Here is a 25,113-nt window from a genome sequence, read left to right as displayed (position 1 = left end):
GTGCGCGGGTGAACGTTGTAGAGCGCTACCTGTATCCGCGCGTGGAGTCGCAGCGGATCATCTCGCTGATTCTGTGGCCGATCTCGGTGATGATGATCATTCAGCGGTCGCTGATCCTCGGAGTCAACGGACACCGGACCGACGACTTCACGCCCGTCTACAACGCCGCGTTCAACTTCCTCAACCGGCTGCCGGTCTACAACGAGAACTACAGCACGGTCGATCCGCACTACCTGTACCCGCCGTCGGGCACCATGCTGATGGCGCCGCTCGCGGTTCTGAACCCGGAATACTCCCGTTGGCTGTTCATCGCGGCGAGCGTGGTGGTGCTCATTCTCTGCGCCTACCTGTTGACCAGGATGTTCGGCTACTCCTACGACTCCTGGGTGTTCCCGGCGCTCCTGCTCTTCTTCTTCAGCACCGAGACCGTGGCGCACACGCTGATCTTCACCAACTTCAACGGTTTCGTCCTGCTCGGGATGCTGGCGTTCATGATGCTGATGATGCGCAGACACGACCTGTGGGCCGGCGTCGCGATCGGTCTCACGCTCGCCGTCAAGCCGGTACTCGCGCCGCTGCTCCTGCTGGTGCTGCTGAACCGCCAGTGGAAGATCCTGGTCACCGCGATCGGTGTGCCGCTGGTGCTGAACGTGCTGGCGTGGCCGTTGTCGAAGGACCCGATGGACTTCGTCCACCGCACCGTCCCGTACCTCGGCGAGTCGCGCGACTACTACAACAGCTCCATCACCGGCAACGCCGCCTACTTCGGCGTCGACTCCTGGCTGGCGTGGCTGCTGCGGATCGCGTTCGTGGTGATGGCCGTCTTCTCGCTGTGGTTCCTTTACCGCTACTACCGCCGGAGCGACGAGTTGCTCTGGCTCGCGACCTCGTCGGGCGTTCTGCTCGGCACCACGTTCCTCGTGGGATCGCTGGGCCAGGGCTACTACTCGATGCTGCTGTTCCCGTTGCTGATGACCGTCTTCCAGACCGGCTCGACCATGCGGAACTGGCCGGCCTGGCTGGGCGTGTACGGCTGCATGACCTTCGACGTCTTCGACTCGAAGAAATGGGAACCGTTCGGCCGGTACCTCGAATACAACAAGGTTCCGCTCGGCTGGTCACTGCTGATGATCTCGGTGTTCTGCGTGCTGCTGTTCCGCTACCTCGACCTGCGTGAAGCGGATGCGAGCGGCGGCTCCGTCGACGGGGGCTCCAGCGACGGCGGCTCGGTCCACGACGGGCCCGTCCCCGCCGCCTGAGCGGTACCCTGGACGGCATGACCGACCAGCCTGCCGACCTGTCCCAGCTCACCGACGAGCAGTGGCGTGAACGCCTCACTCCGCAGGAGTTCCACGTGCTGCGCGAAGCCGGCACCGAGCGGCCCTTCGTCGGTGAGTACACCGACAAGACCGATGTCGGCGTCTACCGTTGCCGCGCCTGCGGCGCCGAACTGTTCCGGAGTACGACGAAGTTCGAGTCGCACTGCGGATGGCCGTCGTTCTTCTCCCCGCTCGCCGGCGACCGGATCATCGAGCGCGTCGACGACTCGCTGGGAATGACGCGGACCGAGGTGCTGTGCGCCAACTGCCACAGCCACCTCGGTCACGTCTTCGCCGGCGAGGGCTACGACACCCCGACCGACCTGCGCTATTGCATCAACTCCATCAGCCTCACCTTCGAGGCCGAGTGAACCCTGCCCGGCGCGCGGGCCCGATCAGGGCAGCGAGCGGGCCAACTTGGCGGCGTCCACGCGCGGTCCGGTGAAGAACGGGATCTCCACGCGCACGTGGCGGCGCGCCTCAGTGGCGCGCAGGTCGCGCATCAGGTCGACGATCCGATGCAGTTCCGGCGCCTCGAAGGCCAGGATCCACTCGTAGTCGCCGAGCGCGAACGCCGGGACCGTGTTGGCCCGCACGTCCTTGTAGTCACGCGCCTCCTTGCCGTGATCGGCGAGCATCTTGCGCCGGTCGGCGTCGGGCAGCAGGTACCAGTCGTACGACCGCACGAAGGGGTACACGCAGATGTACGCACCGGGCTCCTCGCCCGCGAGGAACGCCGGGATGTGGCTCTTGTTGAACTCCGCCGGACGGTGCAGCGCCGAGCCGCTCCAGAACGGGTCGGACGCCCGGCCCAGGACGGTGCTCCGGCGGAAGGTCGAGTAGGCGTCCTGCAACTGCTCGATCGTCTCCGCGTGCCACCAGAACATGAAGTCGGCGTCGCCGCGCATACCGGCGATGTCGTAGATGCCGCGCACCACCACGCCCTTGTCGGCGACCTCGGCGAGGAAACGCTCGAGATCGGCGGCGACCTCGTCACGGTCCGCCGGCAGCTCGCCCGCCCGGACTTTGAAGACCGAGAACATCAGGTATCGGATGGTTGCATTCAGTTCGGCGTAATCCAGACGACTCATGCCTCCATCGTGCCACCGGCCCGACTCGGGCGGAACGTCAGGTCCGCAGGTCGGCGGTGATTTCTCCCACGGCCGCATCCGCGGTGCCGATGCAGGCGGGCACTCCGACTCCGGCGTAACCGGACCCGGCGACCCCGATCCGGGAGGGCAGTCCGGCCACCGCCTCGCGCACTCGGGCGAGATGCCCCGGTGCGTAGTGCGGCAGTCCGTGCGGCCAGCGCTGCACCGCCGCGTCGGCGACCTGGGGCGCGGGCAGTCCGGCGGCGGCGAAGACCGTGCCGAGGTCGGCGACCGCGGCGTCGACGAGTTCGGTGTCGCTCGCCGTCACCGGGTCGCCGAGCCGTCCGAACGAGGTCCGCAGCGTCCGCACGTCACCGTGTCGCAGATGCGGCCACTTCTGGCTGCTCAGCGTGATCGCCTTCAGCCGGAGGCCGGCGTCGGTCGCGACCAGCACGCCGGAATGCTCGGGCAGCGGGGTCGCGGCGGGCACCGCGAGAGCCACGACGGCCGAGCCCGCGGGTGCGACCTCGCCGAACACCGCGGCCGCGGCCCGAGCCGCCTCCGACAGGAGGCGGGCGGCCGTCCAGATCGGAACGGCGACGATCACCGCGTCGTACTCCACCGCCCGGGGCTCACCCGAACCGGCGACCAGCACCGCGGCGCCGTCGGCGATCGGCCGCAGCCCGACCACCTCGGTACCGAGTCTCAGATCGGCGCCCGCGGCCTCGACGAGCGCGGACACCAGTTCCCGATATCCGCCGGCGAGCGCGCCGAATACCGGGCCCGTTCCCCCGGCGCCCGCATCGAGCACGGTCCGAACGGCGGCGCTCAGCGACGGAGCGCCCGCGTCGAGAGCGCGAGCCAGTGCGGGCACGGCTTCGCGCAGTCCGAGCTGGTCGGCAAGCGCCGAGTACACGCCGCCGAGCATCGGGTCCACCCCGCGCGCCACCACCGACCGTCCGTACCGCTCGCCCACCAGCTCTCCCACCGACGGATCGGCTCCGGGAGTCCACTCCAGCGGGGTCCGCTCCTCGGCCGCCATCCGCTCCAGGTCGTCGGCGGCCGCGAGGTCCGCGAACGGCGCCGGACCCGCCGGGATGCCCATCAGAGCCGGGGCCGGGAGGTCGTGCAGCGCTCCCCCGGACCAGATCGCCGGCCGCATCGGTCCCGGGGCCACCACGCGGTCGGCCAGACCCAGTTCGGTCACCAGCGCCAGGGCTTCGGGACGGCGCACGATGAACGCCTCGGCGCCGACGTCCACCGCGGTACCGCCGACGGTGCGGGTGCACAGCAGGCCGCCCGGCCGGTCAGCCGCGTCGTAGACGTCGATCCGCGCCTGTGCTCCCAGCTCGCGCCGCAGGCGGTGGGCGGCGGTCAGACCGGATACACCGGCCCCGATCACCGCGACCCGGTTCCGGTCCCCCGACCGCCCGCCGGTCACAGCGAGTGAATGAGCTCGACCGCGCGCGTCACCACGCCGGCGTCGGTGTTCGGCAGGACGCCGTGGCCGAGATTGAAGATGTGTCCCGGGGCGCCCGCGTCGACGGCTCGCCGTCCGGCCGCCACCACTCGATCGATCTCGCGCTCGAGGACCGCGTCGTCGCCGGCCAGCAGAACCGTCGGATCGAGGTTGCCCTGGACCGCGACGCGATGCCCGACGCGGGCCGCGGCCTCGTCGAGCGGGATGCGCCAGTCGACGCCGATGACGTCGGCGCCCACGTCGGTCATCGAGCCGAGGATCTCTCCGGTGCCGACGCCGAAGTGGATGCGCGGCACCCCGTACTCGGCGACCTCCGCCATCACTCGGGACGAGTGCGGCGCCACGAACTCCTCGTACGCTGCCTTCGACAGCGTTCCCGCCCAGGAGTCGAACAGTTGAACGGCGTCGACGCCGGCGTCGAGCTGGGCGCGCAGGAAGGCGATGGTGATGTCGGTGAGCCGCCCCATCAGCGAATGCCACAGCTCCGGCTCAGCCAGCATCATCGCCTTGGTGTGCTCGTAGGTGCGGCTGGGTCCGCCCTCGATCAGATACGAGGCGAGGGTGAACGGTGCACCCGCGAAGCCGATCAGCGACTTCTCGTCGGCCAGTTCACCGAGGATCATGCCGATGGCCGCGGTCACGGCGCCGACCGAAGCGGGGTCCAGGCGTGGGATCGACGCCACATCACGCGCGGTCCGGATCGGCGAGGCGATGACCGGGCCCGTCCCGGCCACGATGTCCAGGTCGATCCCCGCAGCGCGCAGCGGGACCACGATGTCGGAGAACAGGATCGCCGCGTCGGTGTCGTGCCTGCGCACCGGCTGCATGGTGATCTCGGCCACCAGTTCCGGGTCGAAGCAGGATTCGAGCATCCCGCGCCCGGCACGGATCTCGCGATACTCCGGCAGTGAACGCCCCGCCTGGCGCATGAACCACACGGGTCGGCGAGAAGGGGTGCCGCCCGTGGCGGCGGCGATCAACGGCATCCGGCCCGGCGAACGTCGGCCTCGAATCGAAGTCATACGGACAACTCTGCCATCATTGCCCGCGCCCGCCACCATCCGCGCACCGCCCGCGGCCTCCCTGTGCTCCGTCCAGGTGATATGCCGCACCCGTACCGGCGCCGGCGCGTGAGGCCGCTCACTTATCGTCGTTTCAGCTTGCGGCGCGCCTCCGCCAACTGGCAGGAGCGGGGGCCTAACCTGACGCCGTGACCACTTCTGGAGCCCCGAGCGAGCCCGCCGAATTCCGTGATGCGGTGGCTTCGCTCCACGACGCCGCCGTGCGCCGCGAGATCGAGATCGGCTCGATCCGCCCGCCGCAGCGCCTGGCGCCGTACAGCTACGCCCTCGGCGTCGAGGTCAGCCCGCCCGAGTCCGGCGATCCCGCGCTGGTCGCCGACGATTCCTCCGGCAGTGCCTTCGGCAGACTCGTCTTGCTGTACGACCCCGCAGGCCAGGAGGCGTGGAACGGAACCTTCCGGCTCGTCGCCTTCATTCAGGCCGAGGTGGAGGCCGCCCTCGCAGCCGATCCGCTGCTGCCGCAGGTGGCGTGGACGTGGCTGTCGGAGGCGCTCGGCGTCCCCGACGGCGCCACCGAATCCGATCCCCCGCTCGGGTCCGACGTACCGATGGTTCGGGCCCTCGGCGGCACGGTCACCGCCACCACGTCTGTGCGATACGGCGACATCGCCGGCCCCCCGCAGGCGCACCAGCTCGAACTCCGCGCGTCGTGGACGGCCACCAGTCCCCGGCTCGCCGCGCATCTCGAGGCGTTCTGCGAGGTCCTCGCCTCGGCCGCGGGGCTGCCGCCGGCCGGGGTGACCGCGCTCGGCCCGGTCCAGTCCTCGTGACCGAAGCCTCGACGGGTTCGACCGGCGAACAGCCGCGGGTGGAACCGCGGGCCCAGCCCGAGCCAGCCGTCGCGCCCGACGTCACGCCACTCACTTCGCCGCGCGAGGGAGTCCCGCCGGTGCTCGCCACCGGGGACGAGTTCGCCGAAGCCGCACGCCGGCTGCGCGACGGCTCGGGCCCCATCGCGGTCGACACCGAGCGCGCCAGCGGCTACCGCTATTCGCAGCGCGCTTATCTGATCCAGCTCAGACGCGCCGGATCGGGCAGCTTTCTGATCGATCCGATCGCGCACCCGGATGCACTGGAGCCGATCATCGACGCCCTCGACGGGCCCGAGTGGATCCTGCACGCCGCCGACCAGGACCTGCCCTGCCTGCGCGAGCTCGGCTTCCGGACCGAGTCGTTGTTCGACACGGAGCTGGCGGGCCGGCTCCTCGACTTCCCGAAGGTCAATCTTGCGGCGATGGTCGCCGAATTCCTGCACCTCGGTCTCGCGAAAGGTCACGGCGCGGCCGACTGGTCGCGCCGACCGCTGCCGGCGGACTGGCTCAATTACGCGGCCCTGGACGTCGAGGTCCTCATCGAACTGCGCAACGCCGTCGCCGGCGCGCTGGACGAACGCGGCCGCGGCGAATGGGCGGCTCAGGAGTTCGCCCACGTTCTCCGGCGGCCGCCCGCGCCGCCGCGCACCGACCGCTGGCGGCGGACGTCGAACATCCACAACCTGCGCACTCAGCGCCAACTCGCTGTGGTGCGCGAGCTCTGGACGGCGCGGGAGGAGATCGCGCAGCGCCGGGACATCGCGCCGGGCCGGGTGCTTCCCGACTCGGCCATCGTCACCGCGGCCACGGCGAATCCGACCGATACCGCGGCCCTGGCCAGCCTCCCGGTGTTCGGCGGACCGCGCCAGCGGCGTCAGGCCGACCGCTGGATGCGCGCCATCCGGAAGGCCCAGCAACTGCCCGAGTCGGACCTGCCTGCCAAGAAGACTCCGCAGGTGGGACCGCCTCCCTACAACCGGTGGGAGCAGCGCAATCCGGAGGCCGCGGCCCGCGCCGGCGCCGTGCGTCCGGTGGTCCGGGCGATCGCCGAGGAGGTCGGCGTTCCGCAGGAGAACCTGATCTCCCCCGACCTGCTGCGCAACCTCTGCTGGGAGGGTCTGGGCCCGAGCGCCGGCGCCGACGAGTGGCTCGCCGAGCGCGGTGCCCGACCGTGGCAGCGGGCCCTGGTGGCCGCACCGATCGACGCGGCCCTGGACGCGATCCGGCCCTGAGCCGGATCTGCGTCTACCCGCTCGCGGTGGTGACGGGCGCGTTCAGTTCCACCGGCTCCTCCGGCCCCACGAGGGACACGTACCCGGATCCGGTCGCGATCGAGTCGGCGATCCCTGCGGGAGTGAGCCCGCAGTCGACGAGGATCGCCTCGCGCGAAGCGTGTGCGATGAACTCCTGAGGCACTCCCCGACGATGGACGGGAACGTCGACGCCCGCCTGCTCCAGCGCCGACTCCACCGCACTTCCGACACCGCCGCGCACGCCGCCGTCCTCGATGGTCACCACCGAGATGTGCGTGCGGGCCAGGTCGGCGATCGATGCGGGGACGGGCAGCGCCCAGCGCGGGTCGACCACGGTGGCGGGAATACCGCGGGCGGCCAGGAGTTCCGCCGCCCCGATGCCGATCTCCGCCATTCCGCCGACGGCGACGATGAGGACCCCGCCCGGCTCGGCGGCCTCCACGAGAACGTCGACGCCGTCGCCGAGCCGCCGTACCGCCGGAATGTCGTCGGGCACGCGGCCCTTGCCGAAGCGCACCGCCGAGGGACCGTCGCCGATATCGAGGGCCTCGGCGAGTTCCTCGCGCAGCCGGACGGCGTCGCGCGGAGCTGCCACGCGCATCCCCGGAACGATCGCCAGCAGCGACAGGTCCCACATCCCGTGGTGGCTCGGTCCGTCCGGACCAGTGATGCCGGACCTGTCGAGCACCACCGTGACCGGCAGCTTGAGCAGCGCGACGTCCATCAGCAGTTGATCGAAGGCACGGTTCAGAAAGGTCGAGTAGATGGCGAGGACCGGATGCATGCCGCCGAGCGCCAACCCGGCCGCCGACGTCATGCCGTGCTGTTCGGCGATCCCGACGTCGAACATCCGCTCCGGGTACCGCTCACCGAACGCGGCGAGCCCGGTGGGACCGGGCATCGCGGCGGTGATCGCCACCACCTCGGGTCGGCGGGCGGCCTCGCGCACGAGCGTCTCCGAGAACACCGAGGTCCAGTCGACCGGCGATTCGGCGAGCGCCCGGCCGGTGAGCGGGTCGATCTTTCCGGTGGAGTGCATCTGCTCGGCCTCGTCGTTCTCGGCCGGGGCGTAGCCGTTTCCCTTCCGGGTCACGGCGTGAACGATCACCGGACCGCCGAAGGCCTTGGCCCGCCGCAGCGCGGCCTCCATCTCGGCCAGGTCGTGCCCGTCGACCGGGCCGACGTACTTGATCCCGAGGTCGGCGAACATCGCCTGCGGCGAGACCAGGTCCTTGACCCCGCTCTTCATCCCGTGCAGCACCGCGTACGCGGCGTCGCCGACCATCGGGACGCTCTTGAGAGTGCGCCGGCCCGTCTCCAGGAAGCGCTCGTAACCGGGCTGCAGCCGCAGCGCCGAGAGATTGCGTGCCAATCCGCCGATCGTGGGCGCGTACGACCGCCCGTTGTCGTTGACGACGATCACCACCGAGCGGTCGCTGTCGGCGATGTTGTTCAGCGCCTCCCAGCACATGCCGCCCGTGAGCGCGCCGTCACCGACCACCGCGACCACGGTGCGGTCCTCGCCGCGCAGGGCGAAGGCCTTGCTGAGACCGTCGGCGTTCGACAGCGCCGCCGAGGCGTGCGAGGACTCGATCCAGTCGTGCGGGCTCTCGGTGCGGTCCTGGTACCCGGTGAGCCCGCCCTGCTCCCGCAGGGTGTCGAATCGATCCTTGCGCCCGGTGACGATCTTGTGGACGTAGCACTGGTGCCCGGTGTCGAACAGGATCGGGTCGGTCGGCGAGTCGAAGACCCGGTGGATCGCGAGGGTCAGTTCCACCACGCCGAGGTTGGGGCCCAGGTGTCCCCCGGTGGCCGCGACCTTCTGAATCAGGAACTGCCGGATGTCGTCGGCCAGCTCCGCCAGTTCCTCTGGCGAGCACGCACGTACGTCTGCCGGTGAGTCCACCCGATCCAGCACGCCCATCCGTAGTCCTCCTTCGCAGCCGCGACCGCCCGAGCGGCGTCGCATCAGACCCAGTCTACGGACTCGGGGGCTGAGCCCGGGATCACAGGACGCCGCAGGGTCACCGAGCCCCTCACCGCGTGAGAACGGCGACCGCCTCGATGTGATGGGTCAGCGGGAAGGCGTCGAAGGCCCGCCAGCCGCGCACCCGGTATCCGTGGACCGCGTACCGGCCCAGGTCGCGCGCGAAGGAGGCCGCGTCGCATCCCACGTGCACCACCGCCTCCGGACCCGCGGCGGCGACGCCGTCCACCACAGACAGTCCGGCCCCGGCACGCGGCGGGTCGCTGACCACCACCTGCGGTGACCGCAGGCCGGCGAGGGTCTCGGCGACGCCGCCCCGATGAGTGGTCACCGGATCGGCGCCGAAGACCGCATCTGCGGCGGCGAGCGCGCTCGGATCGGTGTCGACCAGGTCGACGGATGCGACGTCGAGTCCGCGGCTCGGCCCAGCGTCGATCAGCGCCGCGCTGAAGACGCCCGCCCCGCCGTACAGGTCCCACGCGTGAACCGTCCCCGCGACGCCCGCCTCGGCGAGCAGATCGACCACGGCGGCCGAGTACACCTCGGGAGCGTTGCGATGTGCCTGCCAGAAGCCGGTCACCGGTATCCGCCAACTCCGGTCGCCGACGCGGTGGGTCACCGAACCGTCACCGACCAGCATGCGCAGCTCTCGGTGCGCACTGCGGGCCCCGCGCGATCGCTGGGCCCGGCGTCGGGCGGCGTCGCCGCGACGGCGTCCGCGCACATCGCCTTCCCGGGGCGCGGCGAGCTCACCCGCATGCCGCACGCCGTCGGTGCCCGCCATCAGCACGATCTCCGTCCCCGGCCGGGCACCGAGGCCGTCCACCTGCTCGAGCAGTCCCGCGACGGGTGCGACGCACGGCTCGGTGACGATCTCGGCCGACCGGCGTCCACGCAGGCCCGCCCGCCCGTCTCGGCCCACCGCGAGCCGCGTCCGGATCCGCCAGCCGGTGGACGCTCCGCCGAGCGGCTCCACGTCCGGGGGCGGCAGTTCGTCGAGGTCGAATCGGCCGATCCGGCGGAGGACGTCGGCGAGGGCGTCCGCGCCCAGCCTCCTCGCGTACGCCGGCTCGACGAAGGCGAGATCGCAGCAGCCGGCGCCGGCCGCCGCGGCCGGACAGCGAGGGACCACGCGATGCTCGGACGGGGTGAGGACTTCCTCCACCGCCGCCTTGGCGTAGCTGCTGCGCGAGTCGTCGGTGATCCGGGCGCGTACCCGCTCGCCGGGCAGGGCGCCGTCGACGAAGACCACGCGACCGTCCGACCGCGCGATGCCGGCGCCGCCGTTGGCGTACGCGGTGACCTCGAGGGTGAGCGGGCCGCCGGGGCGGCTCATCGGGTTCCGCCGTCCGAGGGGGAACCGGATCCGGGCCGCGGTTGCTCGTTGGCCGAGAACCCCCGGCGGGCGTCGCCGGGTGCGTGGTAATTGTGCTCCGCCCGCCGGGCCCGGTTCTCCGAGGAGTTCAGCTGCCACGGAACGGAGGTCACCATCACCCCGGGCTCGAACAGCAGGCGGCTCTTGAGGCGCAGTGCGGACTGGTTGTGCAGGATCTGCTCCCACCAGTGTCCGACCACGTATTCGGGGATGAAGACGGTGATGACGTCGCGCGGCGACTCGCGTCGCACGCGCCGCACGTAGTTGATGATCGGACGCGTGATCTCGCGGTAGGGCGACGCCAGCACCTTGAGCGGCACCGTGATGTCGCTCTCCTCCCACTCGCTGACGAGAGTGCGAGTGTCACGGTCGTCGACGTTGACGGTCACCGCCTCGATGGTGTCGGGGCGCGTCGCCCGGGCGTAGCGCAGCGCGCGCCGCGTCGGCAGGTGCAGCGTGGACACCAGGATCACGGCGTGGCTGCGGCTCGGCAGCACCTCGTCGGACTGGTCGGTGGCCTCGAGCTCCTCGACGATCCCCGAGTAGTGGCGGTGAATCAGCTTCATCAGGCAGAACAGCACCACCATCGCCAGAATCGCCATCCACGCGCCGGCGGTGAACTTGGTCAGCAGCACCACCACCAGCACCGTCCCGGTCATCACCATGCCGATCGCGTTGATGACGCGCGAGCGCCGCATCCGCGAGCGCGCATCGGGATCGCTCTCGGTCTTGAGGTGGCGGGTCCAGTGCCGGACCATGCCGGTCTGACTGAGGGTGAAGGAGACGAAGACGCCGACGATGTACAGCTGGATCAGCGACGTGACCTCGGCCCCGAAGGCGACGACGAAGGCGATCGCGGCCAGTGCCAGGAAGACGATGCCGTTCGAGAACGCCAGGCGGTCGCCGCGGGTGTGCAGCTGACGCGGGAGGTACCGGTCCTGCGCGAGCACCGAGCCGAGCACCGGGAAACCGTTGAACGCGGTGTTGGCCGCGAGCAACAGGATCAGGGCGGTGACGACGGCGATGAAGTAGAAGCCCGGCGGGAAACCACGGAAGACGGCCTCGGCGAGTTGCGCGAGGATCGACTTCTGCTGGTAGCCGTCGGGCAGACCGCTCAGATCCTTCGCCGGATCGAGGACGTACTTCGCGCCGATCTTCTGAGCGAGCATCACGATGCCCAGCAGCAGTGCGATCGAGAAGGAGCCGAGCAGCAGCAGGGTGGTCGCGGCGTTCCTCGACTTCGGCTTCCGGAACGCGGGCACACCGTTGCTGATCGCCTCCACACCGGTCAGCGCGGCGCAGCCGGACGAGAACGACCGCGCGACGAGGAAGGCCATCGCCAGCCCCATCAGGTGCGGTTGTTCGGCGACGATCCCGAATCCCGAGGTCTCGGCCTCGACGGTGTCGCCGAGGATGAAGATCTTCACCGCTCCCCACCCGAGCATCAACAGCACGCCGACGATGAACGCATACGTCGGAATCGCGAGGACCGCACCGGATTCCTTGATACCGCGCAGGTTCACCGCGGCCAGCAGCGCGATGCCGAGGACGCAGAACCACACCTTGTGCTCGTGCACCAGCGGTACCGCCGAACCGATGTTCTCCGCGGCCGAAGTCACCGACACGGCGACGGTCAGCACGTAGTCCACCAGGAGGGCGGACGCGACCGTCAGACCGGCGTTGGAGCCCAGGTTGACGGTGGCCACCTCGTAGTCGCCGCCGCCGGAAGGATAAGCGTGGACGTTCTGCCGGTAGCTGGCGACCACCACCACCATGACGGCCGCCACGGCCACCGCCACCCACGGAGCGAGGGTGTACGCGCTGATACCGGCGATCGACAGGACCAGGAAGATCTCCTGCGGGGCGTAGGCCACCGACGACATCGCGTCAGAGGCGAACACCGGCAGCGCGATCCGTTTCGGGAGCAGCGTGTGACCGAGCCGATCACTGCGAAACGGACGCCCGAGGACCAGCCTCTTGGTGGCTACCGACACCTTTGACATCGTGGACACTCCGCAACATTAAGGCCCGAGGTCGCCCTCGCAACACCAGGGTGCGAATTCAATCGCGGCACAGTAACCTCGATCACCGTGCGCGTAATCATCATGGGTTGCGGCCGAGTGGGATCCGCCCTGGCAGGGGCGATGTCCGGACTCGGCCACGACGTCGTCGTCATCGACCGAGACGAGACGGCCTTCCGTCGTCTCGGCGAGGACTTCCGGGGCCGGAGAGTCTGCGGCGTCGGATTCGACCGGGACGTCCTCAAGGACGCAGGCATCGAGGACTGCGACGCCTTCGCCGCGGTGTCCTCGGGCGACAACTCCAACATCATCGCCGCGCGGGTCGCGCGGGAGACCTTCGACGTCGACCGCGTCGTCGCCCGCATCTACGATGCGAAGCGCGCCGCGGTGTACGAGCGTCTCGGCATCCCGACGGTCGCGACCGTCCCGTGGACCACCCAGCGATTCGTCGCCGCCCTCGGCGAGACCTCCAGCACGCCGGTCTGGACCGATCCGTCGGGTTCGGTGGTGATGGCCGTTCTGGACTTCCACGAATCGTGGGTCGGCACCGACGCGGGCAAGTTCCAGGAACTGACCGGGGCGCGGGTGGCGTTCCTGTCGCGGATGGGCAACACCGTGCTGCCCGATCCGCGGACCGTGATTCAGGACGACGACGTGCTCTACGTCGCGACCCTCGCCTCCAATGTCGACAACGCGCGCGCCGTCGCCGGCGCCGAGATGCCCCGGGAGTAACTGTGAAAGTCGCCATCGCCGGAGCCGGGGCCGTCGGCCGGGCCATCGCCCGCGAACTGCTCGTGAACGATCACGACGTGACGCTGTTCGAACGGAACCGCACGCACATCGATCCGGTCGCGGTACCCGGGGCCGACTGGGTGCACGCCGACGCGTGCGAACTGTCGGACCTGGAGCTGGCGCAGCTGCAGACATACGACGTGATGATCGCGGCCACGGGAGATGACAAGGCGAATCTGGTGGTGAGCCTGCTCGCGACGACGGAGTTCGCCGTGAATCGGGTGGTCGCCCGCGTCAACGATCCGCGCAATGAGTGGCTCTTCAATGAGGACTGGGGCGTCGACGTCGCCGTCTCGACACCGCGGATGCTGGCCTCGCTGGTCGAAGAGGCGGTGACCGTCGGCGATCTGGTGCGGGTGATGACCTTCCGCCAGGGCCAGGCCAACCTCGTCGAGCTGACCCTGCCGAACGACACCCCGCTCGCGGGGAAGGCGGTGCGGCGGTTGCAGCTCCCGCACGACGTCGCGCTGGTGGCGATCATCCGCGGCCGGCGAGTGATCGTGCCCGAGTCGGACGACCCTCTCGAGGGCGGCGACGAGCTGGTGTTCATCGCACCGGAGGAAGCCGAAGAAGAGCTCCACCGGACGATCAAGTCACCCATTTAACTCCTACACGCTGTAGTAGCGGTAGGGACTTTCGTCCCCGTCTCAAAGGCCGAAATTACCTGTTTCCGCAGGTCATGAGAGGTCCGACACATTAATTGGAGTCCCGGGTTCCAATTATGTTCTGATCGATTCATGCAGCTGACACGGTTCACCGACATCGGCCTGCGGGTCGTCATGGCGCTGACCGCCGACCCGGATGCCAGCCACACCTCCAAGCAGATCGCGGCCGATCTGCAGCTGAGCTACACGCACGTGGCCAAGGTGGTCAGTCGACTGGCCGAACTCGGCGTGGTGCACTCGCGCCGCGGCCGCTCCGGCGGCCTGGGCATCACCGAGCTCGGCAGGCGAGCAGGCGTCGGCTGGCTCGCCCGTCATCTCGAGGGCGATGCCGAAGTCGTCGACTGCGAAGGCCCCGCACCGTGTCCCCTGCGCAACGCCTGCCGTCTGCGCCGCGCACTCGCGACCGCCCAGGAGGCGTTCTACACCAGCCTCGATCGGCTCAGCGTCGAAGACCTGATCGCCGATCCGACCGGAGCCCAGCTGCTGACGCTGCTGCCGACTCTCCGGTCCACCGATACCCCGCCGACCACGACCACCGTGGATGCGGCGGCTCCCGATTCAATCGCAGCGAAGTGAGGATAAATCGATGATCTCGTCGGATACGAAACTGGTGCTCGAAGCCACTGTCCCCGTCGTCGAAGCCGCGTTGCCGGAGATCACGCCGCGGTTCTACGACCGGATGTTCACCGCGCGGCCCGAACTGCTCCGCGATCTGTTCAATCGGACCAACCAGGCCACCGGCGGTCAGCCGCAGGTGCTGGCGGGTGCGGTCGCGGCCTTCGCCCGACTGCAGCTCGAGCCCGATGCCGGCCGGATGCGCTTCATCATCGACCGGATCGCCCATAAGCACGCCTCCCTCGGCATCGTCGCCGACCAGTACCCGATCGTCCACGAGCACCTGTTCGCCGCGATCGTCGACGTCCTCGGTGAGGCCGTCACCCCGGAGGTCGCGGCCGCATGGGACGAGCTGTACTGGGAGATGGCACACGTCCTGATCGGCCGGGAGACCGAGCTGTACCGGGCTGCCGGCGTCGAACCCGGCGATGTGTGGAAGTCGGCGCGCGTCGTCGAACGCGAGCAGGTGGCCCCCGACGCCGTGGCCTTCACGCTCGAGAGCCTCGACGGCGAGCCGCTCGGCGCCTTCGTCCCCGGTCAGTACATCTCGGTCCAGGCGACGATGGACGACGGCGCGCGGCAGATCCGGCAGTACAGCCTCACCGGGTCGACCTCCGATCCCGCGTGGCACATCAGCGTCAAGCTCGACGGCGAGGTGTCCAGCCATCTGCACGAGCACGTCTTCGAGGGCGATCTCATGACCGTGAGCACGCCCTTCGGCGACCTCACCCTCCCCGAGGGAGACGATCCGCTGCTGCTGGCCTCGGCGGGGATCGGCTGCACCCCGGTGATCGGTCTGCTGAACCACCTGGTCTCCACCGGCGACACCCGTCCGGTCACGGTCCTGCACGCCGACCGCTCGCGCAGCAGGCAGCCGCACCGAGGCGACCTCGCACAGCTCGTCGATCGCCTCCCCCAGGCCGAACTGCTGCAGTGGTACGAGCACGGACTGGCGACCGACGAGGCGACGCGGATCGGCTACATGGATCTCGAGGGCGTCGACATCGCACCCGACACCACCGCGCTCCTGTGCGGACCGTCCGGCTTCCTCGGCGCGATCCGCGACGCCCTGCTGGAGCGGGACGTGCCCGAGGACCGCATCCACTACGAGTCCTTCAGCGTGATGAAGTGAGCGTGATCCGATGACCGTGACCCAGGCCCTGGCGACAGCCGGCTCCTTCATCTGGCTCGGCATGGTGTTCGGCATCTCGTTCATCGAGGCGCCGCTCAAGTTCCAGGCCCCCGGGATCACCATCCCGCTCGGCCTGGGTATCGGCCGCCTCGTGTTCCGCGCGCTGAACGCGGTCGAGGCGCTCTGGGCGATCGCACTGATCGTCGCGGTCGCCGTCGGCGACGACTGGTCGACGGGTACGTTGATCGGACTCGGTGTGGCGGCCGCGGCGCTGATCGTTCAGGTGGCGGCGATCAGGCCGGTGCTCTCCAAGCGCACCGATCTGGTCCTGGCCCACCCGGAGTCGGTTCCCGAACACCGCAGCACGGCGCACTACTGGTATGTCGGATTCGATCTGATCAAGGTCGCGGCGCTGATCACGCTCGGGACCTCGCTGCTGCTGAGCATCTGAAGTACTGCACGACGCGACGCCGGTCTCCACGGAGGCCGGCGTCGTCATGCTCACTCGGTCATGCGCTCACTCGGTCAGGCGCTCACTCGTCGGTGGCGTGCAGTTCGTAATAGGGGTTGTAGATCACCTTCATGCCGTCCGAGTTCGCCACCCGGCCGCGGATCGTCACCCGTCGACCGGGTTCGATGCCCGGGATCCGGTTCCGGCCCATCCACTTGAGGATCACCGTGTCGGTGCCGTCGAAGAACTCCGCGACCACACCGGTCTTGGTGTTGCGCGAACACGTCTCGACCGCGCGGAGCTCGCCGACCATCGTCGCCTCGTCGCCGCGGGCGCAGTCGACCGCGCGCTGCGCACCATGTGCCTGGCACTCGCGCTGGATGCGACCCTCTTCGATCTCGTCGAGATCTTCGGTCAGCATCCGTCCGAGCCGCTTGAGCAGACCCGAATTAGCCATCCCATCCTCCGCGGGGTGTCGCAATCGAACTCACTTGCAAACTCACCATACTACCCGTGCATGATCGAAGTATGACCACGCTGATCGTGATGCCGGGCACCGGGTCGGACGCCGATTACGCCGCACGGGTCTTCGGCCCCGCCGCCGCCTCGATCGGCGCTCGACTGGTGTCACTCGAACCAGAATCTGACCTGGTCAACAGCTATTCTACGCGCCTGGACCAGGTCGCCGCCGAAGGCGATGACCTACTCGTCGGCGGCATCTCGATAGGTGCGGCGATCGCCGTCGAATGGGCACTGCGATCACCGCTCGCGCAGCACTGCCGCGGAGTGCTTGCCGCCCTGCCGCCGTGGTCGGGCCCGGCCGCGGACTCACTCGCCGCGCTGTCGGCGCGGCTGACCGCCGACGCGATCGAACGCGACGGTCTGGCGGCCGCGGTGGCGCAGATGGTCCGGACCAGCCCCGCATGGCTCGGGGCGGAGCTGTCACGGTCGTGGCGCTCGCTCGCCGACCGCGGACTGGTCGAGCAGTTGCGTGCCGCGGCCGCGCACGCCGCGCCCGCCGAGAGCGAACTGTCCGCACTGACGGTGCCGCTGGGCGTCGCCGCCGCCCCCGACGACCCGCTGCATCCCGTCGAGGTGGGACGGGCCTGGGCCGCGTATGCACCGCGGGCGGCGGTGCGCGCCGTGCCGCTCACCGAGTTCGGGCCGGCACCGCATCGGCTCGGCGACGCCTGTGCCGCCGCCTGGAGGGACGCGTCAGCGGCGGCGCCGGCGGAAGCGTGACATCGCCGAACCGCGCGACGGCGGCGCGGTGGGTGCCTCCTCCGGCTCCACTGCGGGCGGAGCCGACGTCTCCTCCGCTGTCGCCGACGGCGCATCCGCGTCCGGTTGATCGGAGTAGACGGTGGCCGAGGCGCTCTGCTCCACGGCGCCGCCGGGAATCACCTCCGGCACTCCGGAGTCGTCACCGGACGGCTGTGCGGGCAGCGGCTGCGAGGGGAAGGCTCCGGTCTCGGCGTCCACCCCGGCCTGCTCGGCCGCCTGCTCGGCCAGTTGCTGCTGGGCGGCCGCGACCTGTTCGGCGAGGACCGGCGGCAACACGATCGGCAGCAACTCCCGCGGCGGGCACGGTTCACTGCCTCGACGCACCACCGTCTCGGCGAGGACGGCGCGGGCGAGCTGGGCCAGCTGCACCTCGGACTCCTCGGGGCCGCTCGCGACGCAGCGCACCATCCAGCGAGGACCGTCGACACCGATGAACCGGTGACTGCCGCCGGGCACCCGGGCCACCACTTCGCGGCCCCAGTGACCGTCCTCGATCGAGGTCTGCGCTCCGTCGCTGCGGAGCGACTCGGCCAGTTCGCGCACCACTTCGCGCCACAGTCCCCCGCTGCGCGGGGCGGCGAAGGCGTGCAGTCCGATGCGGCCGACCGGCGTCACGAGGTAGACGGCCTCGGGCTCATGCGTCGCGGACATCTCGACGGTCACCTGCCCGCCCTCCACCACCGGCATCAGCAGGGAGCCCAGATCCAGATGGGAGTTCGCGAGTTCGGCGAGGGGCGTCGCCAGATCCGCGATGTCGTAGGGTCCCGCGGTGTCGCCGATCGAGTACTTGTCGCCCGCGGCGCCGGTCGCACGCTGTGCCATCGTCATCCCTCCGTCAGAATCGCGTGGCCGCCACTGGAGCCGTAGCCTCCGGCGCCGCGCTCGGTGTCGTCGAGTTCATCGACTTCGACCACGTCTGGCAACTCGACACGCTGCACGATCAGCTGGGCGATCCGGTCGCCGCGCGTGATGGTGATCGGAGCCTCCGGATCCAGGTTGATCAGGCACACCTTGATCTCGCCGCGGTAGCCCGCGTCGATCGTTCCCGGCGCGTTGACGATCGACAGTCCCGCGCGCGCCGCCAGACCGGAGCGCGGATGGATCAGTCCGACGGTGCCGTACGGCAGCCCGATCGCGATACCGGTCCCGACGAGCTGACGACGTCCCGGCGCCAGCACGAGGTCGGTGGCGGCGTACAGATCGATGCCCGCATCGCCCGGATGGGCGCGCACGGGAAGCGGGAGGTCGGGATCGAGTCGGCGGATTCGCAACGGCGGATACGTATCGGGCGTCACTGGCGTGGTCACCCCCGCAGACTACTAGGGCGCTACCGCATTAGGCTTGTCCGCGTGACGCAAGCAGCCTCGACACCCGCCCCGCAGCAGGACCGCTACAGCGAGCGCCTCATCGTCCCGTGGTGGTGGTGGCTCGCCGGCCTCGCCATCACCGCGATCTTCGGCTACGAGGTCCAACTCGCCGCCTACCGGGAGCCGTGGAGCGTCGTCGCCTATCCCGTCATCGCGGCCCTCATCGGCTGGGGACTGTATTCGATGGGGCGGACGCCCGTTCGCGTGGACGCGAACGGCTCGCTGCACGCGGGGAAGGCCATGCTGCCCAGCGAGGTGATCGCCCGCGGCGCCACGGTCTCGGCGGCACAGCGCAGCGCGGCCATGGGCAGGCAGCTCGATCCGGCAGCGTTCGTACTCCATCGCACCTGGGTCAAGACGATGGTGCTCGTGGTGTTGGACGACCCCGACGACCCGACGCCCTACTGGCTCATCTCGACCCGCCATCCCGATCGGGTGCTGGCCGCCCTGGGCATGGGTGACGCGGGCCGCGTCCCCGGTCAGGAACCCGCAGACCGGGAGTCCGGAGATGAGGAGTCCGGAGATGAGGGTCACGGAAAGGACGACGCCGCGCAGGGCTGAGCCCTACGCGGCGCACGGGGGTCGCGATTCACCGACCGCGGTCCGGGATCACCGGAGCCGCGGTCGGTTCGCGGCACAGGGGTGCATCAGGCGCAGTCGACGCAGATCATCTCGTTGCCGTGCTGTTCGGCGAGACGGTTGCGGTGGTACACGAGGAAGCAGCTCGAGCATGTGAACTCGTCGTCCTGCTTCGGGACCACGCGCACCGACAACTCCTCGCCCGACAGGTCCGCGCCCGGCAGTTCGAACGATTCGGCGGTGTCGCCCTCGTCGACATCGACGTCGGCGGACTTCGCTTCATTGCGGCGAGCCTTCAGCTCCTCCAGCGAGTCCTCCGCGATGTCGTCGTCGTTGCTGCGGCGCGGAGCGTCGTAATCGGTTGCCATAGTGTGCCTAACCTGGGTTCTGTAGGTGTGGATGCGGATTGCTGTGGGAGAACACACTTGTGGCCTCGTTCCCCCGGCCCCCACATCGTCGCGCGATGATGTTGGGCGCCCGAATTCTAGGTGCACCCACCCCGGAAGTCAACCACTCGTCGAATGCGCCGGTCAGAGGCACCGAACTCGACTTATGAGGGCGCGCCGGACACCTTCCCGCACCGTCGTCGCGGAGCCCTCTACAGTGGTCGGCGACCCCTGATTCCGGAAGAAGGTGCTAGAGCGTCTTGGTCTCGAAGATCGCCACCGGCTACACCACCGATGTGAAGGGCCGTCCGTTCCGGCGCCGCCACCTGATGCCCGCCCTCATCGTCGTCGCGGTCCTCGCCGTGGCGGCCATCACCGCCTGGTCGGTCGCGCTGACCGGCGGCGGTGACGAGGCGCGCCCCACGGACTGCAACATGCCCGAGGCCGCGTCGCCGTCGGACCGCTCCGGGGCACCGGCGACGCCCCCGCCGAATCTGAAGCCGGTCAGCTCCACCGAGATGCTCAGCGTCGCGCCGGCGGGTCTGTCGACGTTCAAGGTGCGCGTCTTCAACTCCGCCGCGCCCCGTGGTTCGGCGCGTTCGGTGAGCGACGATCTCGTGGCCGAGGGGTTCACCCCCGGCGATCCCGCGTACGCCGACGACACCGTCTACCCCGACCAGAATCTGCATTGCGTCGCTCAGATCCGATTCGGTCAGGCCGGTCAGGCGGGCGCGGCGGCGGTGTGGCTCGCCGCGCCGTGCGCTCAGTTGGTCGACGACGGCCGCACCGGTACCGACGTCGACCTCGCACTGGGCGAGTACTACACGCAGGGACGTCCGACTCAGGATTCGCAGGCCGCACTCGAGGCCCTGCGGTCGGTGGACCCGAAGAACCCGAAGACGGCGATCGATCGATCACTCATCGAAGCGGTGCACAACCAGGCCTGCTAGCGGTCACGGCGCCGCCGCGGTCAGATGGCGGCGTCGGCGACCGCCTGATCGATCACCTGGAACAACAGATCGAGACTGGGTGCGGGCTGCATCTCGGCGGACCAGACCATCGCGGCGCGCAACGGCGGGATGTCGAGGGCCAGATCGATCGCCGCGACCTGCCCGCCGACCACCTCGAATCCGTCACGCGGCAGCAGCCCCACGGCCATGTCCGCGGCGATGAGCGGCAGCGCCGTCTGGAGAGTCGACACCTGCTGGATACGGGCGGGGGTCACGTCGTTCCGTCGCCAGAACTGATCGGTCAGCTCGTCGAGCCCGGGGAATCCCTGAATCGCCGCGGGCACGATCCACGTCTCCGACTCCAGATCACGCAGGCCGGCGACATGCCGACCGCTTGAGACCACCAGGACCAGGGGCAGATCCACCAGGAATCGGACGTGGAGTCCGGGGAATGCGGAGGCCAGGCGGGAGACGTCCGCGGTGGCGACGAATCCGACGTCCGCCCGACCCTCCGCCACGATGCCGAGGACTCCGGCCGGGTCGGGATCGGAGAGTTCGACCGACACGTCCGGAGCGCGGGCCCGTTCGCCGAAACCAACCCGGAGCTGGTGAAAGCGTTCGTCCGGGCGGTCAACCGCGCCGATCTCGTCGCAGCGAAGGATCCCGCAGCGGTGGGCGCCGTGCTGGAGAAGTACGGAAAGCTGCCGCCACAGGTCTTCGCCAAGATGCGTCTCCCGGTCTACACGGACCAGATCAGCGCCGACGCTCTCCAGGGCACCGCGGACCTCATGAACCACCTCGGCTTCACCTCGAAGCCCGTCGATACGAAGGAGATGATCTGGCCGTGAGTCAGCTCGTCACCGTGACCGACTCCACCTCGGCCACGACCATGCACCGGCCGATCCGGCGATGGGTGCGGACGATCAACGCATCTGCCGAGTCCCGTCTCGGACGATTCCTCTACGGTGCCGGCGCCGTCGCCCTCGTCTTCGCCGTGTGGCAGGTGCTCTGGTCACTCGGCGTCCTGCCGGCCACCGCACTGCCCTCCGCAGGCCAGATGCTCGGCGCCTTGCTCGACCTGCTCGGATCGGGAGCCTTCTGGGCGTCCGTCTGGTCGACGGTGTCGATCGTGATCCTCGGTCTCGTGGTCATCATCGTCATCGCCGCGCCGCTGTCCATCCTCCTCGGCCTGTCGCGATTCGCCGAGGAATCGACCTGGCTCGTCGTGGAGTTCCTCAAACCCATCCCGCCGGTGGCCCTGATCCCGCTCGGTCTGCTGCTGTGGGGCCCGACGCCGGGAATGAAGATGGTCCTGATCGTGTTCGGCGCGATCTGGCCGCTGCTGACCCAGCTGGTCTACGGCGTCCGTGAGGTGAACGCCACCAGTCTCGACATGGCGCGCAGCTACCACCTCGGTTGGTGGCTCACCACGAGCCGAATCGTCATTCCGTCGATGACGCCGTTCGCGATGACCGGCTTGCGGATCGCGGCCGCCATCGCACTCATCATCTCCATCGTCACCGAGATGATCGGCGGCGCCGCAGGTCTGGGCCAGGACATCGTGGTCGCTCAGTCGGCAGGCGCGATCAAGGAGATGTACGCCCTGATCTTCGCCGCGGGCCTGCTCGGGCTCCTGGTCAACACCGTGTTCAAGGCAGCCGAGAAGCCGCTGCTGTTCTGGCACCCGAGTCACCGAGAGGAGGCGAAGTGATGAAGACCGGTCGTCTCTGGCGGGCGATCCTCCTTCGCGCCTGGCTGCCCGCCGCATTGGTTCTGACCTGGTGGTTCGCCTCGGCGACGAGTGAATCGCTGTACTTTCCCTCCCTGAAGACCATCCTCACCACGATGTGGGACGACCTGATCGTCCACGGCATGCGGACCGACGTGGTCCCCAGCGTGGAGAAGTTCCTCATCGGATTCCTCATCGCCGGCGCACTGGGGATAGTCTTCGGACTGCTGATCGGGCTGTCGCCGGTCCTGCGTGCCGCGTGCGAGCCGATCATCCAGTTCCTGCGCTCGCTGCCGCCTCCCGTTCTGCTGCCGATCGGCCTGCTGGTCTTCGGCATCGGTCCGGCGATGAACATCTCGATCATCGTCGTGGGTGCGGTCTGGCCGACCCTGCTCAACACCATCGACGGAGTTCGATCCCTCGACCCGCTCGTCAAGGACATGTCGCGGTCGTACCGACTGACGCTCCCGCAATACATCCGGTACGTTCTGCTCCCGCATGCCGGCCCCGCCATCTTCGCCGGCCTGCGCACCACTCTGCAGATCTCGATCATCCTGATCGTCGTCTCCGAGATGGTGGCGTCGACCAACGGCATCGGCTTCTACCTCCTGAACTCCCAGCAGACCTTCGCGGTCCCGGAGACCTGGGCGGGCACCGTTCTGCTCGGCCTGCTCGGATACCTCGCCAATCTCGTCTTCGTCCGCATCGAGAAGTACGTGCTGCGCTGGCAGTACGGCATGCGGGCCCTGAACGCAAAAGGATGATCATGTCTGTCGACGCCACCGAAACCGATGTCACCGCACCGACGACGCTCATGGAACTGCGCGACCTGCGCAAATCCTACGGCGATGTCCAGATCCTGGCCGGAATCGACTTCACCGTGCGCCGCGGCGAGTTCGTCTGCGTGGTCGGCCCCTCGGGCTCGGGCAAGACCACCCTGCTGCGGTGCATGGCCGGCCTGCTCGCACCCACCGACGGCGCCTGCCTGTTCGAGGGTGACACGGTGACCGGACCGCCCGCGAAGCTGGCCGTCGTCTTCCAGGACTACAGTCGCTCCCTGTTCCCGTGGCTGAGCGTCGCCGACAACATCGAACTTCCGCTGCGCCGCACGGTCCGCAAGGCCGAGCGCGCGGTCCGGATCGATTCGGTTCTCACAGCGGTGGGCCTGGCGGGCAAGCACGACCTGTACCCCTGGCAGATGTCGGGCGGCATGCAGCAGCGCGCGGCGATCGCCCGGGGTCTCGCGTATCAGCCGGATGTGCTGCTGATGGACGAGCCGTTCGCCGCCGTCGACGCGCAGACCCGCATCGAACTCGAGGACCTGGTGCTGCGTGTGCGGAAGGACTTCGACACCACCATCGTCTTCGTCACCCACGACATCGACGAGGCCGTGTACCTCGGTGATCGAGTCATCGTCCTCTCCGGTGCTCCGACCCGAGTGACGCGGAACATCGACGTCGATCTACCGCAGCCACGGGACCAACTCGAGACCAAGACGCTGCCCGCGTACGCGAAGTACCGCACCGAGGTCTTCGAGCTCATCCAGGCCGCGCAGTCGCACGCGAGCATCGCCTGACCACCCGAAACGCCAGCAGGAGAAAGCCCTCTAGGAGAACGCCGCCATGACAACTCATCAGCCTCTCGACAACGCCCAGGCCACCGCCTATCGCACCCGGGTCACCCTGCTCGGCACCTCCGGCGGACCGCCGTGGTGGGACGGATCGGACCGCGCCGGCATTTCGACCGCGATCACGGTGAACGACTCGGTGTACCTGATCGACTGCGGTGAGGGGTGGGGTCCCCGGTACCGCAAGGCCGGTCTCGGCCCGGCCGGATTCCAGAAGGGTCTCGACGACCTCCGCGGCGTGTTCATCACCCATCACCACTCCGACCACATGGTCGACTATCCGAACCTGTTGCTCCTCGCCTGGCACAACGGTTCCGACGGTCTCCGGCAGCCGGTGCAGGTCTACGGCCCCGGCGATCGTCGCGTCCTGCCGCCGATCTTCGACGAGACCAATCGGGATCCGATCCCCGAGGTCTTCAATCCGGAGTCGCCGACACCCGGTCTCGAGGAGTCGACGGCCAGGCTGCTCCAGGCGTACGCCCTCGACATCAACGACCGGATGCGCGACAACGCCAAGCAGGATCTGCGCGAGATCTTCGAGTTCCACGACATCGTGCTCCCGGGAACGACCGGCGACGACCCCAACGGCGACCCGAGTCCGGCGATGGAACCGTTCGAGGTCTATGCGGACGAGAACGTCCGGGTGACCGCCATCCTCGTCGACCACCGGCCGATCTTCCCGGCCTTCGCCTTCCGCTTCGACACCCCGGACGGCTCGATCGTCGTCTCGGGCGACACCGGCGTGTGCAGCAATCTGGTGACGATCGCGGACGGCGCGGACATCCTCCTCCACGAGTGCATCGACATGGACTGGGTGGACTCCCTGCTCGGGCCGAACTCCGCCAGACCCGACCCCAACCTCATGCAGCACATGCTCGCTGCGCACACCGCGATCGAGGAGGTCGGCGCTCAAGCCGAGGCCGCGGGCGTCGACACCCTGGTCCTCACACACCTGGTGCCGGGCAATACGCCGGTCGAGAAGTGGCAGCAGGCGCAGCAGGGGTTCTCCGGCCACCTGGTGGTGGGAGAAGACCTCATGCATTTCGGTCTCGGCGAGCCCCGCTGAACCGCCCGCCGGCGCACGACCGCAGCACATCGCACAGGCATCAAATCTCA

28 protein-coding genes are annotated in these 25,113 nt (G+C 69.2%); 17 read left to right on the top strand and 11 right to left on the bottom strand.

Annotation, left to right across the window (positions count from 1 at the left end; genetic code table 11):
* The first annotated feature begins 8 nt into the window (after positions 1–8).
* Together GSI01S_RS09600 and msrB are read left to right on the top strand one after the other, a co-directional pair.
* Positions 9–1,259, top strand: coding sequence for a glycosyltransferase family 87 protein (locus tag GSI01S_RS09600; RefSeq protein WP_006896357.1), 1,251 nt, complete (start codon positions 9–11; stop codon positions 1,257–1,259).
* Positions 1,260–1,276: 17 nt separating this feature from the next.
* Positions 1,277–1,690 (top strand): peptide-methionine (R)-S-oxide reductase MsrB, encoded by a 414-nt coding sequence (gene msrB, locus GSI01S_RS09595; protein WP_006896356.1) that lies wholly within the window; start codon positions 1,277–1,279, stop codon positions 1,688–1,690.
* A 24-nt stretch (positions 1,691–1,714) separates the two neighbouring features.
* Here msrB and hemQ read toward each other — a convergent pair whose 3' ends face one another.
* From hemQ to hemE, 3 genes are read right to left on the bottom strand one after another with little or no spacing between them, the layout of a single operon-like run.
* Positions 1,715–2,410 (bottom strand): hydrogen peroxide-dependent heme synthase, encoded by a 696-nt coding sequence (hemQ, locus tag GSI01S_RS09590; protein WP_006896355.1) that lies wholly within the window; start codon positions 2,408–2,410, stop codon positions 1,715–1,717.
* A 37-nt stretch (positions 2,411–2,447) separates the two neighbouring features.
* Complete coding sequence (gene hemG, locus GSI01S_RS09585; protein WP_006896354.1) at positions 2,448–3,851, bottom strand: protoporphyrinogen oxidase; 1,404 nt, start codon at positions 3,849–3,851, stop codon at positions 2,448–2,450.
* Positions 3,848–4,876 carry a uroporphyrinogen decarboxylase gene (gene hemE, locus GSI01S_RS09580; protein WP_039867371.1) on the bottom strand — a complete coding sequence of 343 codons (1,029 nt, stop codon included), beginning with the start codon at positions 4,874–4,876 and terminating at the stop codon, positions 3,848–3,850. Before hemE ends, hemG begins: the two co-directional genes overlap by 4 nt.
* A 224-nt stretch (positions 4,877–5,100) precedes the next feature.
* Here hemE and GSI01S_RS09575 point away from each other — a divergent pair, with 224 nt between their 5' ends.
* Together GSI01S_RS09575 and GSI01S_RS09570 are read left to right on the top strand one after the other, a co-directional pair.
* Positions 5,101–5,742 (top strand): DUF3000 domain-containing protein, encoded by a 642-nt coding sequence (locus tag GSI01S_RS09575; protein ID WP_081598103.1) that lies wholly within the window; start codon positions 5,101–5,103, stop codon positions 5,740–5,742.
* Positions 5,739–7,016: a ribonuclease D gene (locus tag GSI01S_RS09570; RefSeq protein ID WP_006896351.1), complete on the top strand. Its 1,278-nt coding sequence runs from the start codon at positions 5,739–5,741 to the stop codon at positions 7,014–7,016. The genes GSI01S_RS09575 and GSI01S_RS09570 overlap by 4 nt, the downstream gene beginning before the upstream one ends.
* Positions 7,017–7,029: 13 nt before the next feature.
* On the opposite strand, the gene dxs is transcribed toward GSI01S_RS09570, so the two are convergent.
* From dxs to GSI01S_RS09555, 3 genes are all read right to left on the bottom strand, one after another.
* Positions 7,030–8,961, bottom strand: a complete 1,932-nt coding sequence (dxs, locus tag GSI01S_RS09565) for a 1-deoxy-D-xylulose-5-phosphate synthase (protein WP_006896350.1) — start codon at positions 8,959–8,961, stop codon at positions 7,030–7,032.
* A gap of 112 nt (positions 8,962–9,073) precedes the next feature.
* On the bottom strand, positions 9,074–10,360 hold the full coding sequence (locus tag GSI01S_RS09560) for a class I SAM-dependent RNA methyltransferase (RefSeq protein ID WP_006896349.1): 1,287 nt from the start codon (positions 10,358–10,360) through the stop codon (positions 9,074–9,076).
* Entirely contained in the window at positions 10,357–12,411 is a 2,055-nt protein-coding gene (locus tag GSI01S_RS09555) for an APC family permease (RefSeq protein WP_051999635.1), read from the bottom strand. The genes GSI01S_RS09560 and GSI01S_RS09555 overlap by 4 nt, the downstream gene beginning before the upstream one ends.
* 78 nt (positions 12,412–12,489) lie before the next feature.
* Between GSI01S_RS09555 and GSI01S_RS09550 the strand changes: the two genes are divergently transcribed.
* The 5 genes from GSI01S_RS09550 (at position 12,490) to GSI01S_RS09530 (ending at position 16,075) form a co-directional block, all read left to right on the top strand.
* Positions 12,490–13,152, top strand: coding sequence for a potassium channel family protein (locus tag GSI01S_RS09550; RefSeq protein ID WP_039867369.1), 663 nt, complete (start codon positions 12,490–12,492; stop codon positions 13,150–13,152).
* Between the two features lie 2 nt (positions 13,153–13,154).
* Entirely contained in the window at positions 13,155–13,817 is a 663-nt protein-coding gene (locus tag GSI01S_RS09545; RefSeq protein ID WP_006896346.1) for a potassium channel family protein, read from the top strand.
* Positions 13,818–13,949: 132 nt separating this feature from the next.
* Complete coding sequence (locus tag GSI01S_RS09540) at positions 13,950–14,453, top strand: RrF2 family transcriptional regulator (RefSeq protein ID WP_006896345.1); 504 nt, start codon at positions 13,950–13,952, stop codon at positions 14,451–14,453.
* A gap of 10 nt (positions 14,454–14,463) precedes the next feature.
* Positions 14,464–15,624, top strand: a complete 1,161-nt coding sequence (locus GSI01S_RS09535) for a globin domain-containing protein (protein ID WP_006896344.1) — start codon at positions 14,464–14,466, stop codon at positions 15,622–15,624.
* 10 nt (positions 15,625–15,634) lie between these two features.
* Positions 15,635–16,075, top strand: coding sequence for a hypothetical protein (locus GSI01S_RS09530; RefSeq protein ID WP_006896343.1), 441 nt, complete (start codon positions 15,635–15,637; stop codon positions 16,073–16,075).
* 82 nt (positions 16,076–16,157) lie between these two features.
* Here GSI01S_RS09530 and GSI01S_RS09525 read toward each other — a convergent pair whose 3' ends face one another.
* Complete coding sequence (locus GSI01S_RS09525) at positions 16,158–16,532, bottom strand: OB-fold nucleic acid binding domain-containing protein (RefSeq protein ID WP_006896342.1); 375 nt, start codon at positions 16,530–16,532, stop codon at positions 16,158–16,160.
* A gap of 71 nt (positions 16,533–16,603) precedes the next feature.
* On the opposite strand from GSI01S_RS09525, the gene GSI01S_RS09520 reads away from it, so the two are divergent.
* Positions 16,604–17,317, top strand: a complete 714-nt coding sequence (locus GSI01S_RS09520; protein WP_006896341.1) for a hypothetical protein — start codon at positions 16,604–16,606, stop codon at positions 17,315–17,317.
* Here the strand turns inward: GSI01S_RS09520 and GSI01S_RS09515 are convergent.
* A complete protein-coding gene (locus tag GSI01S_RS09515; protein ID WP_006896340.1) occupies positions 17,291–18,181 on the bottom strand; it encodes a DUF3710 domain-containing protein in 891 nt (296 codons plus the stop codon). The genes GSI01S_RS09520 and GSI01S_RS09515 overlap by 27 nt on opposite strands.
* A 2-nt stretch (positions 18,182–18,183) precedes the next feature.
* On the bottom strand, positions 18,184–18,666 hold the full coding sequence (gene dut, locus GSI01S_RS09510; protein ID WP_006896339.1) for a dUTP diphosphatase: 483 nt from the start codon (positions 18,664–18,666) through the stop codon (positions 18,184–18,186).
* Between the two features lie 42 nt (positions 18,667–18,708).
* Between dut and GSI01S_RS09505 the strand changes: the two genes are divergently transcribed.
* Entirely contained in the window at positions 18,709–19,287 is a 579-nt protein-coding gene (locus GSI01S_RS09505; RefSeq protein WP_006896338.1) for a DUF3093 domain-containing protein, read from the top strand.
* An 86-nt stretch (positions 19,288–19,373) separates the two neighbouring features.
* Here the strand turns inward: GSI01S_RS09505 and GSI01S_RS09500 are convergent, their stop codons facing one another.
* A complete protein-coding gene (locus tag GSI01S_RS09500; RefSeq protein WP_006896337.1) occupies positions 19,374–19,673 on the bottom strand; it encodes a DUF4193 domain-containing protein in 300 nt (99 codons plus the stop codon).
* A gap of 278 nt (positions 19,674–19,951) precedes the next feature.
* Here GSI01S_RS09500 and cei point away from each other — a divergent pair, with 278 nt between their 5' ends.
* The gene (cei, locus tag GSI01S_RS09495; RefSeq protein ID WP_006896336.1) at positions 19,952–20,641 is read left to right on the top strand and encodes an envelope integrity protein Cei; all 690 of its coding nucleotides are present in this window, start codon (positions 19,952–19,954) and stop codon (positions 20,639–20,641) included.
* A gap of 20 nt (positions 20,642–20,661) precedes the next feature.
* Here the strand turns inward: cei and GSI01S_RS09490 are convergent, their stop codons facing one another.
* Complete coding sequence (locus tag GSI01S_RS09490) at positions 20,662–21,285, bottom strand: LysR substrate-binding domain-containing protein (RefSeq protein ID WP_278127423.1); 624 nt, start codon at positions 21,283–21,285, stop codon at positions 20,662–20,664.
* Between GSI01S_RS09490 and GSI01S_RS20110 the strand changes: the two genes are divergently transcribed.
* The 5 genes from GSI01S_RS20110 to GSI01S_RS09465 are packed head-to-tail and all read left to right on the top strand — an operon-like array spanning position 21,250 to position 25,063.
* Positions 21,250–21,489 carry an aliphatic sulfonate ABC transporter substrate-binding protein gene (locus GSI01S_RS20110; RefSeq protein ID WP_039867362.1) on the top strand — a complete coding sequence of 80 codons (240 nt, stop codon included), beginning with the start codon at positions 21,250–21,252 and terminating at the stop codon, positions 21,487–21,489. The genes GSI01S_RS09490 and GSI01S_RS20110 overlap by 36 nt on opposite strands.
* Positions 21,486–22,352 (top strand): ABC transporter permease, encoded by an 867-nt coding sequence (locus tag GSI01S_RS09480; RefSeq protein WP_006896333.1) that lies wholly within the window; start codon positions 21,486–21,488, stop codon positions 22,350–22,352. Before GSI01S_RS20110 ends, GSI01S_RS09480 begins: the two co-directional genes overlap by 4 nt.
* Entirely contained in the window at positions 22,352–23,134 is a 783-nt protein-coding gene (locus GSI01S_RS09475) for an ABC transporter permease (RefSeq protein ID WP_006896332.1), read from the top strand. Before GSI01S_RS09480 ends, GSI01S_RS09475 begins: the two co-directional genes overlap by 1 nt.
* Before the next feature lie 2 nt (positions 23,135–23,136).
* Positions 23,137–23,946, top strand: coding sequence for an ABC transporter ATP-binding protein (locus GSI01S_RS09470; RefSeq protein WP_006896331.1), 810 nt, complete (start codon positions 23,137–23,139; stop codon positions 23,944–23,946).
* Positions 23,947–23,992: 46 nt separating this feature from the next.
* Complete coding sequence (locus GSI01S_RS09465) at positions 23,993–25,063, top strand: MBL fold metallo-hydrolase (RefSeq protein ID WP_006896330.1); 1,071 nt, start codon at positions 23,993–23,995, stop codon at positions 25,061–25,063.
* The last annotated feature ends 50 nt before the right edge of the window (positions 25,064–25,113 follow it).

Origin of the sequence: Gordonia sihwensis NBRC 108236, assembly GCF_000333035.1 — a bacterium.
GTDB classification, from domain to species: Bacteria; Actinomycetota; Actinomycetes; order Mycobacteriales; family Mycobacteriaceae; genus Gordonia; species Gordonia sihwensis.
Note: the sequence above shows the minus strand (reverse complement) of the source record. Positions and strands in the feature narration are given on the sequence as shown.